Origin of the sequence: Cupriavidus taiwanensis LMG 19424 (assembly GCF_000069785.1) — a bacterium.
GTDB classification, from domain to species: Bacteria; Pseudomonadota; Gammaproteobacteria; order Burkholderiales; family Burkholderiaceae; genus Cupriavidus; species Cupriavidus taiwanensis.
Map to the genome: position 1 here is coordinate 2,608,563 of NC_010528.1, position 12,327 is coordinate 2,620,889.

Sequence of the window (12,327 nt, forward strand, 5' to 3'; positions counted from 1 at the left end):
CGCCAGCTGCCGGGAGCCGCCGGTCTGCGCCATGCGAGCCGGCATCGGGCAGCGCCAGGTATGACGCGCGGGTGCGGCGAAGGTTGCACGGCAATGCCGACACCTGGCCCGCGCACGCATCGTAGCCCGTAATGATGTCACAAATCCGCGCCGCGCCCGGCAAGCCCGGCCTGCCGGCCGGGGCCCGCCAGTGCGCGAACAATCCATTTGACACGCCAAAACGCAAGCGTCATTCTTGGCCCATCCCGGCGCCGGGCGCGCGCCCGCGCGGGGCACAGAACAAGGATCCAGGAGACACCCACCATGGCATTCAACAAGCGCTCCCGGCACATCACGCAAGGCGTGGCGCGCTCCCCCAACCGCTCGATGTACTACGCGCTCGGCTACCAGAAGGAGGACTTCGACAAGCCGATGGTGGGCATCGCCAACGGCCATTCGACCATCACGCCGTGCAACGCCGGCCTGCAGCGCCTGGCCGACTCGGCCATCGACGCGATCCGCGCCGCCGGCGCGAACCCGCAAGTGTTCGGCACCCCGACCATCTCCGACGGCATGTCGATGGGCACCGAGGGCATGAAGTACTCGCTGATCTCGCGCGAGGTCATCGCCGACTGCATCGAGACCGCGGCCCAGGGCCAGTGGATGGACGGCGTGGTGGTGATCGGCGGCTGCGACAAGAACATGCCGGGCGGCATGATCGCGCTGGCGCGCACGAACGTGCCGGGCATCTATGTCTACGGCGGCACCATCAAGCCCGGCCACTGGAAGGGCAAGGACCTGACCATCGTGTCGTCGTTCGAGGCCGTGGGCGAGTTCACCGCGGGGCGCATGAGCGAGGAAGACTTCGAGGGGGTGGAGCGGAACGCCTGCCCGTCCACCGGCTCGTGCGGCGGCATGTACACCGCCAACACCATGAGCTCGTCGTTCGAGGCGCTGGGCATGTCGCTGCTGTACTCGTCGACCATGGCCAATCCGGACCAGGAGAAGGTCGACAGCGCCGCCGAATCGGCGCGCGTGCTGGTCGAGGCCGTCAAGCGCGACCTCAAGCCGCGCGACATCATCACGCGCCGTTCGATCGAGAACGCGGTGGCGCTGATCATGGCCACGGGCGGCTCCACCAACGCGGTACTGCATTACCTGGCGATCGCGCACGCCGCCGAAGTGGAATGGACCATCGACGACTTCGAGCGCATCCGCCGCAAGGTGCCGGTACTCTGCAACCTCAAGCCGTCGGGCCAGTACGTGGCGACCGACCTGCACCGCGCCGGCGGCATCCCGCAGGTGATGAAGATCCTGCTCAAGGCCGGCCTGCTGCACGGCGACTGCATCACCATCACCGGCCGCACCCTGGCAGAGGAACTCGAGCACGTGCCCGACGCCCCGCGCGCCGACCAGGACGTGATCCTGCCGATCGAGCGGGCGCTCTACGCCGAGGGCCACCTGGCCATCCTCAAGGGCAACCTCGCCGAGGAGGGCGCGGTCGCCAAGATCACCGGCCTGAAGAACCCGGTCATCACCGGCCCGGCACGCGTGTTCGAGGACGAGCAGAGCGCGATGGACGCGATCCTGGCGGACCGCATCAACCCCGGCGACATCCTGGTGCTGCGCTATCTCGGCCCCAAGGGCGGCCCCGGCATGCCGGAGATGCTGGCGCCGACCTCGGCCATCATCGGCAAGGGCCTGGGAGAGTCGGTGGGCTTTATCACCGACGGCCGCTTTTCGGGCGGCACCTGGGGCATGGTGGTCGGGCACGTCGCACCGGAGGCCTACGTCGGCGGCACCATTGCGCTGGTGCGGGAAGGGGATTCGATCACCATCGATGCGCACAAGCTGCTGCTGCAGCTAAATGTATCGGAGCAAGAGCTGGCAAAGCGCCGTGCCGACTGGAAAGCACCGGCGCCGCGCTATACGCGTGGGGTGCTGGCGAAGTTTGCGCGGCTGGCATCGACAGCGAGCAAGGGCGCGGTGACGGACTGAGGCGTCTCGCATGCCGGCGGTCTGCGCCCCTCTCCCGCTTGCGGGAGAGGGGCCGGGGGAGAGGGCCGGCGCACGCAAGAACGACGGTATTCACTTCGTGGAAGCTCCTGCCCTCTCCCCCGCCCCTCTCCCAGAGGGAGCGGGGAGAATAGCCGGAGCTCAAGCTTCAATCCCCACCCGGCGCCTTCTCCATCTCCTCCAGCGTCGCGTCGAGCCACTCGACCAGCCGCGCTTCCAGCGACTGCGTCAGCTCGCTGGCGAGCTGGGCCGCGAGCTGCGGGAGCCGGGACTGCAGCGTGGCTTCGGTGTGCGCCGCGACCACCTGCGGCCATTCGGTGCGAAAGCGCATCATCACGCGGCTCAGCAGCTCGGTGCGCACCGCGCGCAGGTCGTCGTCGCCGGCGTCCGTCTGCGCGACGGCCGGGGCCGGCACGAGCGCGTCGTCCAGCGCGGCGTCGCCGGTGTCGCCCACCTGCATCACCATGCCGGCATCGTCCATGCCAAAGGTGTCGATCACGCCGTCGTCCGCCGCGGCGCCCGCCTGCGCCGGCGCTTCGGTGTCGGCTTCAGTGCCGGCATCCGGCAGTTCGACGACCTCGGTCAGCAGCGGGATGCTGTCGTGCGGTTCCGGCCGCGGGATCACCCGCGAGGTGGTGCGTTCGCTCATGCGGCGTCTCCCTTGGGCTGGCCGATGTCGTGGTGCGTCAGCGGATAGCCGCGTTCGCGGTAGAACCGGTAGCGCTGCCGGCCGGCCTCGCGCGCGGCATCGCCGGCGCCCACCACCTCGATCAGCCGCTCGAAGCTGGCAAACTGCGCCGGGGCTTCTTCAGCCAGGTTGATCAGCAGCTGGTGGTGCGGCACGCCCTCGGTGGTGGCGGCCAGCAGGATCGGCGTGACCGCCGCGTTGGGGCTTTCCAGGCCGCAATGCGGCAGGAAGTCCAGCGCGGAAAAGGTCCACAGGCGCGCGTCCAGGTCCGCCAGCTGCGCCGGCGCACCGTGGATCACCACCTTCTGCCCGGCGCCGTAGGCCTTGCGGACCAGCCGGCAGACATAGCCGAGCACGTCCGGCACGTTGCTGTGGAAGTCGATTCGCGTCATGGACGGTTGCCGCTCCTGCTCCGTGGCGCCGCCGTCAGGCCGCGCGGTCCATCAGGAACTGCGTCAGCAGCGGCACCGGGCGGCCGGTGGCGCCCTTGGCCGCGCCGCTCTTCCACGCGGTGCCGGCGATGTCCAGGTGGGCCCAGTCGTACTTCTCGGTGAAGCGCGCCAGGAAGCAGGCCGCGGTAACGCTGCCGGCCGGACGGCCGCCGATATTGCCCATGTCGGCAAAGTTGGACTTGAGCTGGTCCTGGTATTCGTCGTCCAGCGGCATGCGCCAGGCGGTGTCCATGGCGCGGCGGCCAGCCTGCAGCAGCGCATCGGCCAGCGCGTCGGAGCGCGCGTACAGGCCGCTGTTGACGTGCCCGAGCGCGATGATGCAGGCGCCGGTCAGGGTGGCCACGTCGATCACCGCGGCCGGCTTGAAGCGCTCGACATAGGTCAGCGCATCGCACAGGATCAGGCGGCCCTCGGCGTCGGTATTCAGGATCTCGATGGTCTGGCCCGACATGCTGGTGACCACGTCGCCCGGCTTGGTGGCGACGCCGCTGGGCATGTTCTCGCAGGTGGGCACCACCGCGACGACATTGAGCTTCAGGCCCATCTCGGCCACGGCCTGGATCGTGCCCAGCACCGAGGCGGCGCCGCACATGTCGTACTTCATCTCGTCCATGCCCTCGCCCGGCTTGAGCGAGATCCCGCCGGTATCGAAGGTGATGCCCTTGCCCACCAGCACCACCGGCGCCTGCCTGGCGCCGCCGCCGTCGTAGCGCAGCACGATGAACTGGGGCGGCTCGGCGCTGCCCTTGGTCACCGCCAGGAACGCGCCCATGTTCAGGGCTTCGATCTGCTTGCGCCCGAGGATCTCGGCCTTGAGCTTGTGGCGCTTGGCGATGCTGCGCGCGGTATTGGCCAGGTAGGTCGGGGTGCAGATATTGGAGGGGAGGTTGCCCAGGTCGCGCGTCAGCTCCATGCCGTTGGCGATGGCGGTACCGCGCACCGCGGCCTGGGTGGCGGCGCGGGCATCGCCGCTGTCGACCGCGATCACGACCTTGCGCAGCGAGGACTTGTCATTGCCGTTGGGCTTGCCGCTGGCCGCATTCTGGGCGTTGGCGCGCTTCAGTCCGGGATGGCGCTCGAGCAGGCGGTAGCCGGCTTCGCGCACCAGCGTGATGGTGGTGATCACGGCCCACGATACGTCGCGCTGCTGCGGCGCCTGTTGCGCCAGGCACCACAGCGCCGAGGTCGCACGCGTGGACGACAAGGCACGCACCGCGGTGCGCACCGCATCGGCAAAGGCCTTGTCGGTGAAGTCGGCTTCCTTGCCCAGGCCCACCAGCAGCACGCGGGCGGCGCCCACGCCGGCGACTTCGTGCAGCATCAGGTGGGTGCCGCGCTTGCCCTCGAAGTCGCCCTGCTTGACCAGCCGTCCCACCAAGCCCTTGGTGGCCACATCGAGGGCCTTGGCGACGCCGCCAAGGTTCTGGCCTTCGAACAGGCCGACCACCAGGCAGTCGGTCTTGGTCGCCAGGAAACCATTTTGGCCGGCTTTGCTCCAATCCAGGGCTTTTGTGCTAAATTCCATCGCGCTTCCTTCCAGGGGCTCGTTAGACACGAAAGCCTCCATTATCCGCGATTTTTACCCCGCGACCTGCCGCCGCTGATACGCCCCGGTCACGTTGACAGCACGCTGTGCCGTCAGCCAGCCGTTCTGCCAGGCACCTCGCACGGCACATCGCCCGCTCCGGCCGGCAGCCCGGAACCGAACCCGCATGATCCTTCAACAAGCCCTGCGACGCGAGCTTGCCTACACCGCCGGGGCGGTGTTCCTGGTGATGCTGACCTTCATGCTCACCTCGCTCGTGATCCGCATCCTGGGGATGGCCGCCAACGGCAAGGCCAGCCCCAACGACGTGCTGATGCTGATCGGCCTGGCCACCATCGGCTACCTGTCGATCCTGCTGTCGGCCACGCTGTTCATTTCCACCCTGATCGTGCTGACGCGCTGGTACAAGGACTCGGAAATGGTGGTGTGGTTTTCGGCCGGCATCTCGCTGCGCGACCTGGTCAAGCCGGTGCTGCAGTTCGCCGCCCCCTTCATCGTGCTGGCGCTGCTGCTGGGCCTGTTCGCCTGGCCGTGGGCCAACCAGCAGAGCGCGCTGTTCCGCGACCGCTTCGAGCAGCGCGGGGTGATGTCGATGATCGCCGCCGGCCGCTTCATCGAGCCGGCCAAGGCCAACTACGTGCTGTTCATCGAAGGCATCGACGCCGACATGAAGCATGCGCGCAATGTCTTCGTTGCCAACGCCGAAGCCGACAAGATCGGCGTGGCGCTGGCGCACCAGGGCCAGTTCGAGACCATGCCCAATGGCGACCGCCTGGTGGTGATGGAGAATGGCCGCCGCTATTCCGGCACGCCCGGCCAGATCGACTACCGCATCGTCGAGTTCGAGCGCTATGCGGTCAAGGTGGACAACAAGCCGCCCGAGTCCGAGGCCAGCCTGCCGCCCAAGAGCCGCGACACCATCGACCTGATCCGCAATCCCACGCGCGAGAACCTGGGCGAGCTGGTGTGGCGCATCTCGCTGCCGATCCTTGCCTTCAACTTCGTCATGATCGCGATCCCGCTGGCCTACGTTAACCCGCGCCTGGGCCGCTACACGCCGCTGGTGTTCGCGGTGCTGATCTACCTGACGTACAGCAACCTGATCAACCTGTCGCAGTCCTGGGTGCGCAACGGCTCGATCCCGTTCTGGCTGGCCTGGTGGCCGATCCACCTGGCCGTGTTCCTGGGCGCGCTGCTGCTGTTCCGCTATCGCCAGAACCGCAGCCTGGGTGGCTGGCGCGCCGTGTTCGGGCTGCGCAAGCGCGATGCCGCGGCCACGGCCGGAGGCCGGGCATGAGGATCCTGCGCGTCTACGAACGCTATTTCGGCCGGCTGGTCTATGGCGTGTTCGCCTTCATCCTGTTCGCGGTGCTGTCGCTGTTCGTGTTCTTCGACATGCTCAACGAGCTGGAGAACGTCAACGCCCAGTACACCTCGCTGGTCGCCCTGTTCCACGTCCTGCTGCAGGCACCCACGCGGGTCTACGAGGTGCTGCCGATCGCGGTGCTGATCAGCGCGATCTATGTGTTTTCGCAGCTGGCCAGCCAGTCCGAGTACACCATCTTCCGCGTCGCCGGCCTGAACACGCGCCAGGCGCTGTTCTCGCTGTTCAAGCTGGCGGTGCCGCTGGCGCTGGTGACCTTTATCTTCGGCGAGTTCATCGGCCCGCGCGCCGAGCAGTACGCGCAGAAGGTCAAGCTGGAAGCGATCGGCGCGACGGTGTCGTCGGGCTTCCGCTCCGGGGTCTGGGTAAAGGACCGCGACAAGGATCCTGCCGGCGATGGCGAGATCACCCGCTTCGTCAACGTCGCCGGCCTGCGGCCGGACCAGACCATTACCGGCATCACCATGTATGAGTTCGACCCCCAGTACCGGCTGCGCGTGATCCGCGTGGCGCAGGAGGGTCGCTACCAGGGCGGGCAGTCATGGGAGCTGCAGAACGTCAGCGAGACCCGCTTCGTCGAGCTGGCCCCGCACGCACAGGGCGCCCAGCCGGCAGCCGCCACGCCGCCGCGCGACGCGCTGGCGCCGGACTTCCGCGCCGAGCAGGTCAAGTTCCCGCGCGTGGCCATGCATTCGGAGCTGACCCCGCAGATCCTGTCGGTGCTGCTGGTCACGCCGGAGCGGATGTCGACGCTGGACCTGTTCCGCTATATCCGCCACCTGCGCGATAACAAGCAGGACACGCAGCGCTACGAGATCGCATTCTGGAAAAAGGTGATCTACCCCCTCACGCTGTTCGTGATGGTGGCGCTGGCCCTGCCCTTCGCCTACCTGCACGCGCGTGCCGGCGCGGTGGGCGTGAAGGTGTTCGGCGGCATCATGCTGGGGCTGTCGTTCCACCTGTCCAACACGCTGTTTTCGCACGTCGGCCTGCTGCATACGTGGCCGCCGATCATCTCGGCGCTGGTGCCGGGCACGCTTTACCTGATGGTGGCGCTGCTGGCGCTGCGTTGGGTCGACCGGCACTGAGGACGGCCATGGCAAGCGGCGACCGCGCCCTGGTCCTGTTCGCGCATGGCGCGCGCGATGCGCGCTGGCGCGAGCCGTTCGAGCGTTTGCAGCAGAAGCTGGTTGCCGCCCTGCCCGGCTGCGCGGTACGACTGGCGTTCCTGGAACTGATGTCGCCGCTGCTGGCGGATGCGCTGGCCCAACTTGCGGCGGAAGGCGTGACCGAGGTCACCGTGGTGCCGGTGTTCTTCGGCCAGGGCGGACATATCCGGCGCGATTTGCCGGCGCTGATCGAGCAATGCCGGCAGGCGCATCCCGGCTTGCGCATTCATTGCGCGGCGGCGGTGGGCGAGTCGGATGCGGTGCTGGAGGCGATTGCGGCGTATTGCGTGGCGTCGCTGCCTGGGGCTGCCCCGGAAGCCTGAGGTACTGACGACGTCAATGAAAAACCCCGTGCCGGAGTATCCGCCACGGGGTTAGTTTTTTCTGCAAGACATCAATGACCGCTGCACTGCTCCCTTCTCCCACTTGCGGGAGAGGGGAGAAATACCTCAGGCAGCGCGCGGCGTGCGTACTTCGGCCACGTCCGCATCCTCCCGCGGCGCCTCGGTCGCGCGCGCGGCCAGCGCGGCGCCGATCATCAGCAGGCTCGGCTGTACCGGATCGATCCACGCGGCCGCTTCACCGGCCGCCATCTGTCCGAGCGTGAACTCGCGGCTGCGCTGTTGCGGCGTGGTGGCGGCTTCCACCACCCAGGCCGGCGTCGAGGCGGGCTTTCCGTGCGCGATCAGCTGCGCGGCTATGGATGCGGCCTGGTCGCGGCCCATGTAGTAGACCAGCGTATCGGCCCTGACCGCGGCTTCGATATCGGCCGAGCCCTCGCCGTCCGCGGCCTTGGCCTGCGTGGCAAAGGCCACGCTGCGCGACACGCCGCGTTTGGTCAGCGGCTTGCCGATAGCGGAAGCGGCCGCCAGCGCGGCGGTGATGCCGGGCACCACCTCGTACTCGATGCCGGCCGCTTCCAGCGCCTGCAGCTCCTCGTCGGCGCGGCCGAACAGCATCGGGTCGCCGCCCTTCAGGCGCACCACGCGCTCATACTTGCTGGCCAGATCCACGATCTGGCGGTTGATGAACAGCTGCGCGGTGGAGCGCTGGCCGCAGCGCTTGCCGACTTCGACCAGCTCCGCCTGCGAACACCAGGCCAGCATCTCCGGCGACACCAGCGCGTCGTGCAGCACCACCTGGGCTTCGCCCAATAGCCGTGCGCCACGCACCGTAATGAGGTCTGCCGCACCGGGGCCTGCCCCGATCAGGTACACCTTGCCGAAAGTCTTCTGTGCCTGCTTGCCCATCTCCAGCCCCTTGTCCGGTCGATCCCGTTCGTTACCGATCAGGAGAACGCACGGATCATGCCTGCGGCCACCGTGTGGTTGGTCGCCTCGTCGATCAGCACGAAGGCGCCGGTCGCCGGGTTGTCGCCGTAAGCATCGCACACGATCGGCTTCTGCAGCGAGATCTGCACCGAACCGATGTCGTTCAGGCGGATGTCGTGGCGGCCGGTCTCGTGCGACAGCGTGTGCACGTCCAGCACGCGCTCCACCGCCGACACGCGCGCGAACACGCTGGCCGTGGTGTGCTTGAGCACGTACTTGCGCGACGGGTTCAGCGACTCGTCGTCGAACCAGCACAGGTCGGCCTGCAGCTTCTTGGCGGAAGCCGCGGTCGCATCGGCGGCGACGAACATGTCACCGCGTGATACATCGACATCCTCGGCCAGGCGCACGGTGACCGTGTCGCCGACGTTGGCCGATTCCGCCGCGCCGTTCGGGGTCAGCACTTCGGCCACCACCGCTTCGCGGTTGGCGGGCAGCACGCGCAGCTTCTGGCCGACGCGCACGGTGCCGGCTTCCACGCGGCCGGCATAGCCGCGGAAATCGTCCGACTGCGAACCGTCCTGGCGGATCACCAGCTGCACCGGGAAGCGCAGCGCGGCGTCGTCCTCGGGCGCGGCTTCTTCCACCGGCAGCTCTTCCAGCAGCGGCAGCAGCGGCTCGCCCTGGTACCACGGCATGGCGTCGCTCTCATGCACGATGTTGTCGCCGCGCAGCGCGGACACCGGCACATAGCGCACGTCCTTCAGGCCCAGCTGCTCGGCCAGTTCGGCGTAGGCGCTGCGGATCTCGTTGAAGGTCTGTTCGCTGTAGTCGACCAGGTCCATCTTGTTGACGGCGACGATCACGTGCTGGATTTCCAGCAGCTTCAGGATCGCCGAATGGCGCTTGGTCTGCGCCAGCAGTTCGGCGCGCCCGTCCGTGACGGTAACGCGGGTGGCATCGACCAGCACGATGGCCGCATGCGCGGTCGAGGCGCCGGTGACCATGTTGCGGGTGTACTGCTCGTGGCCCGGCGTATCCGCGATGATGAACTTGCGGCGCGCGGTCGAGAAGTAGCGGTAGGCCACGTCGATGGTGATGCCCTGCTCGCGCTCGGCTTCCAGGCCGTCGGTCAGCAGCGAGAAGTCGATCTGCTCGCCGGCGGTGCGCTTGTTCTTGGCGTTGGCCAGCGCGGTCAGCTGGTCGGACAGCACGGCCTTGCTGTCGTACAGCAGGCGGCCGATCAGCGTGCTCTTGCCGTCGTCGACGGAGCCGGCGGTGATGAAGCGCAGCAGGCCTTGATGGTTAGATTCGTGGGTCATGGTGCAATCCTGTATTCGCATGTCGCTCCCGCGAAGGCGGGAGCCCAGCGACTTTCTGCGCGCGCGGGGCGCTGGTAAGACACTGGATTCCCGCCTTCGCGGGAATGACGACAATCTCTGGCCGGGGGACTTAGAAGTAGCCTTCCTTCTTGCGGCGCTCCATCGAGGCTTCGCTGGTCTGGTCGTCCATGCGGGTGGCGCCGCGCTCGGTGATCTCGGTCACCGCGGTCTCGGCGATGATCGCTTCCGGCGAATCGGCAACGCTGGCCACCGGGCAGGTGCAGCTGATGTCGCCGACGGTGCGGAAGCGCACCGACAGCACTTCGCTGACGTCGCCGTCCTGCTTGGGCGTGATCGGCGTGACCGGCACCAGCAGGCCGTTCTTGCGCACCACTTCGCGCTGGTGCGCGTAGTAGATCGGCGGCAGGGCCAGGTTTTCGCGGGCGATGTACTGCCACACGTCCAGCTCGGTCCAGTTCGAGATCGGGAACACGCGCATCTGCTCGCCCTGCGCCATGCGGGCGTTATACAGGCTCCACAGCTCGGGGCGCTGGGCCTTCGGGTCCCACTGGCCGAACTCGTCGCGGAACGAGAAGATGCGCTCCTTGGCGCGGGCCTTCTCTTCGTCGCGGCGGGCACCGCCCATGAGCGCGTCGAATTTGTGCGCCTCGATGGTTTCCAGCAGCGTCACGGCCTGCGCCGCGTTACGCGAATCGGTTTCCTTGCGCAGGCGCACGGTGCCGCGCTTGATCGAATCCTCGACGTGACCCACCACCAGGCGCGCGCCCAGTTCCGCCACGCGCTGGTCGCGGAACGTGATGACTTCCGGGTAGTTGTGGCCGGTGTCGATATGTACCAGCGGGAACGGCAGCTCGATCTTGCGGTCGCCCAGGCGGAAGGCCTTCAGCGCAAGGTGCAGCATCACGATCGAATCCTTGCCGCCGGAGAACAGCAGCGCCGGGTTGCGGCACTCGGCCACGACCTCGCGGATGATGTAGATCGATTCCGCTTCGAGGCGGTCGAGATGGTCGTTCTGTACCTGCAACAGGTGCGCCACGCTGGAGGTGGCTTCTGCGATGTCGTTCATGATGCCCATTTTCTTACGGCCTCAATGCTTGATGTTCTGTTCGTGGAGCCCGCACTCCTTCGAGTCCTTGCTCTCCCACCACCACCGTCCCGCACGCAAGTCCTCGCCCGCGCGCACGGCGCGCGTACAGGGCTCGCAGCCGATGCTGGGATAGCCCTTGGCATGCAGGTCGTTGAGCGGCACCTGATGGCGCTTCAGGTAGGCCCAGACTTCGGCTTCGCTCCAGTCCGCCAGCGGGTTGAACTTGGGGATGCCACGGGCTTCGTCCATTTCCTCGAACGGCAGCTCGGCGCGCGTCACGGCCTGCTCGCGGCGCTGGCCGGTCAGCCAGGCGTCGGCATGCGACAGCGCGCGGTTGAGCGGCTCGACCTTGCGGATGCCGCAGCATGCCTTGCGCAAGTCGATGCTGTCGTAGAAGCCGTTCAGCCCGTGCTTCTTCAGGTAGTTCTCGACCGCTTCGGCATCCGGCGTGAACTGCTCGATGGTGTAGCCGTAGTGCGCCTGCACCTTGTCCAGCACCGCCAGCGTCTCGGCGTGCAGGCGCCCCGTCTGCAGCGTGAACACGCGGATGCCAGCGCGCACGGCTTCGCTGCCGCGCAGGATCGCGTCGGTCAGCACCATGTCCTCGGCCGCCAGGCTGGAGGCAAAGCGCGCGCGGAAGAAACGGCCGGCGATACCCGCCAGGCGCTCGGCCAGCTCGCGCTCCTTCTGCTCCAGCGCTTCGATGCTGCCGGTATACTCCGGCGCGACCCACAGCGCCGGCGGACGCAGCGCCGACACCGCACCGGCATCGACCACCGCGATTTCGCTCAGCACCGTGCTCATGCCGTTTCCTTCGACTGCACGGCACCGACTTCGGCGCGCGCGCGGCGGAACAGCGGCAGCGGCTCGTCCACCGACGCCTGGTAGGTCACGGTGAACTCGGTAAAGCCCTTGATGGCGTCGTCGATGTTCTTGTCGGCACGCACCGCGAATGCATCGAAGCCGCAGCGCTTCATGAAGTTGAGCTGGTCGCGCAGCACGTCGCCGATGGCGCGCAGCTGGCCTTCCCACTTGTAGCGGGTGCGCAGCAGGTAGGCCGTAGAGAAGCCGCGGCCGTCGCGGAACACCGGGAAATCGACCGCCACCAGCGACACGCGGTCGAAGTACGCGGCGGCATCGCCCGGCTCGTCTTCGGGCGCCAGCCACACGCCGGTGCGGGCCGCGTCACGGCCCGCCAGCAGCGCTTCGTTGGCCTTCCACACCGACAGCGGGAACAGCACGGCGTCCTGGCCCTGCGCTGCGGCAGCGACCTGCTCTTCGGTCAGCGGCTGCTCTTCCGTGGCGCGCAGCACGGTCCAGTTGTCTTCGACGATCACCGGGGTGACGTTCCCACCCTCGCGTTGCAGTTGAATGATCTTTGCCATGTTCAGT

General features: G+C 67.7%; 12 protein-coding genes. 4 read left to right on the forward strand and 8 right to left on the reverse strand.

The window, feature by feature from the left end; all coding sequences use genetic code 11:
- The first annotated feature begins 303 nt into the window (after positions 1 to 303).
- Entirely contained in the window at positions 304 to 1,977 is a 1,674-nt protein-coding gene (gene ilvD / locus RALTA_RS11965) for a dihydroxy-acid dehydratase (protein WP_012353694.1), read from the forward strand.
- Positions 1,978 to 2,143: 166 nt separating this feature from the next.
- Here ilvD and RALTA_RS11970 read toward each other — a convergent pair whose 3' ends face one another.
- From RALTA_RS11970 to RALTA_RS11980, 3 genes are read right to left on the reverse strand one after another with little or no spacing between them, the layout of a single operon-like run.
- Complete coding sequence (locus tag RALTA_RS11970) at positions 2,144 to 2,644, reverse strand: hypothetical protein (protein WP_012353695.1); 501 nt, start codon at positions 2,642 to 2,644, stop codon at positions 2,144 to 2,146.
- The gene (locus RALTA_RS11975; protein ID WP_012353696.1) at positions 2,641 to 3,075 is read right to left on the reverse strand and encodes a DNA polymerase III subunit chi; all 435 of its coding nucleotides are present in this window, start codon (positions 3,073 to 3,075) and stop codon (positions 2,641 to 2,643) included. The genes RALTA_RS11970 and RALTA_RS11975 overlap by 4 nt, the downstream gene beginning before the upstream one ends.
- A gap of 34 nt (positions 3,076 to 3,109) precedes the next feature.
- A complete protein-coding gene (locus tag RALTA_RS11980) occupies positions 3,110 to 4,660 on the reverse strand; it encodes a leucyl aminopeptidase (RefSeq protein ID WP_012353697.1) in 1,551 nt (516 codons plus the stop codon).
- A 187-nt stretch (positions 4,661 to 4,847) separates the two neighbouring features.
- On the opposite strand from RALTA_RS11980, the gene lptF reads away from it, so the two are divergent.
- From lptF to RALTA_RS11995, 3 genes are read left to right on the forward strand one after another with little or no spacing between them, the layout of a single operon-like run.
- On the forward strand, positions 4,848 to 5,978 hold the full coding sequence (gene lptF, locus RALTA_RS11985) for an LPS export ABC transporter permease LptF (protein WP_012353698.1): 1,131 nt from the start codon (positions 4,848 to 4,850) through the stop codon (positions 5,976 to 5,978).
- A complete protein-coding gene (gene lptG, locus RALTA_RS11990) occupies positions 5,975 to 7,153 on the forward strand; it encodes an LPS export ABC transporter permease LptG (RefSeq protein ID WP_012353699.1) in 1,179 nt (392 codons plus the stop codon). Before lptF ends, lptG begins: the two co-directional genes overlap by 4 nt.
- Positions 7,154 to 7,161: 8 nt before the next feature.
- Complete coding sequence (locus tag RALTA_RS11995; RefSeq protein ID WP_012353700.1) at positions 7,162 to 7,557, forward strand: sirohydrochlorin chelatase; 396 nt, start codon at positions 7,162 to 7,164, stop codon at positions 7,555 to 7,557.
- Between the two features lie 126 nt (positions 7,558 to 7,683).
- On the opposite strand, the gene cobA is transcribed toward RALTA_RS11995, so the two are convergent.
- From cobA to RALTA_RS12020, 5 genes are all read right to left on the reverse strand, one after another.
- Positions 7,684 to 8,484: a uroporphyrinogen-III C-methyltransferase gene (gene cobA / locus RALTA_RS12000; protein ID WP_012353701.1), complete on the reverse strand. Its 801-nt coding sequence runs from the start codon at positions 8,482 to 8,484 to the stop codon at positions 7,684 to 7,686.
- A gap of 38 nt (positions 8,485 to 8,522) precedes the next feature.
- A complete protein-coding gene (locus tag RALTA_RS12005; protein WP_012353702.1) occupies positions 8,523 to 9,827 on the reverse strand; it encodes a sulfate adenylyltransferase subunit 1 in 1,305 nt (434 codons plus the stop codon).
- A gap of 130 nt (positions 9,828 to 9,957) precedes the next feature.
- Positions 9,958 to 10,923 (reverse strand): sulfate adenylyltransferase subunit CysD, encoded by a 966-nt coding sequence (cysD, locus tag RALTA_RS12010; protein ID WP_012353703.1) that lies wholly within the window; start codon positions 10,921 to 10,923, stop codon positions 9,958 to 9,960.
- A 12-nt stretch (positions 10,924 to 10,935) separates the two neighbouring features.
- Positions 10,936 to 11,739, reverse strand: coding sequence for a phosphoadenylyl-sulfate reductase (locus RALTA_RS12015; protein ID WP_012353704.1), 804 nt, complete (start codon positions 11,737 to 11,739; stop codon positions 10,936 to 10,938).
- Positions 11,736 to 12,320 (reverse strand): DUF934 domain-containing protein, encoded by a 585-nt coding sequence (locus tag RALTA_RS12020; protein WP_012353705.1) that lies wholly within the window; start codon positions 12,318 to 12,320, stop codon positions 11,736 to 11,738. Before RALTA_RS12020 ends, RALTA_RS12015 begins: the two co-directional genes overlap by 4 nt.
- Positions 12,321 to 12,327 lie beyond the last annotated feature (7 nt).

What these genes read in the sequence shown, in the direction of transcription:
- ilvD (WP_012353694.1), top strand. Translation starts at nt 304, where the DNA reads ATGGCATTCAACAAGCGCTCCCGGCACATCACGCAAGGCGTGGCGCGC.
- RALTA_RS11970 (WP_012353695.1), bottom strand. Translation starts at nt 2,644, where the DNA reads ATGAGCGAACGCACCACCTCGCGGGTGATCCCGCGGCCGGAACCGCAC.
- RALTA_RS11975 (WP_012353696.1), bottom strand. Translation starts at nt 3,075, where the DNA reads ATGACGCGAATCGACTTCCACAGCAACGTGCCGGACGTGCTCGGCTAT.
- RALTA_RS11980 (WP_012353697.1), bottom strand. Translation starts at nt 4,660, where the DNA reads ATGGAATTTAGCACAAAAGCCCTGGATTGGAGCAAAGCCGGCCAAAAT.
- lptF (WP_012353698.1), top strand. Translation starts at nt 4,848, where the DNA reads ATGATCCTTCAACAAGCCCTGCGACGCGAGCTTGCCTACACCGCCGGG.
- lptG (WP_012353699.1), top strand. Translation starts at nt 5,975, where the DNA reads ATGAGGATCCTGCGCGTCTACGAACGCTATTTCGGCCGGCTGGTCTAT.
- RALTA_RS11995 (WP_012353700.1), top strand. Translation starts at nt 7,162, where the DNA reads ATGGCAAGCGGCGACCGCGCCCTGGTCCTGTTCGCGCATGGCGCGCGC.
- cobA (WP_012353701.1), bottom strand. Translation starts at nt 8,484, where the DNA reads ATGGGCAAGCAGGCACAGAAGACTTTCGGCAAGGTGTACCTGATCGGG.
- RALTA_RS12005 (WP_012353702.1), bottom strand. Translation starts at nt 9,827, where the DNA reads ATGACCCACGAATCTAACCATCAAGGCCTGCTGCGCTTCATCACCGCC.
- cysD (WP_012353703.1), bottom strand. Translation starts at nt 10,923, where the DNA reads ATGGGCATCATGAACGACATCGCAGAAGCCACCTCCAGCGTGGCGCAC.
- RALTA_RS12015 (WP_012353704.1), bottom strand. Translation starts at nt 11,739, where the DNA reads ATGAGCACGGTGCTGAGCGAAATCGCGGTGGTCGATGCCGGTGCGGTG.
- RALTA_RS12020 (WP_012353705.1), bottom strand. Translation starts at nt 12,320, where the DNA reads ATGGCAAAGATCATTCAACTGCAACGCGAGGGTGGGAACGTCACCCCG.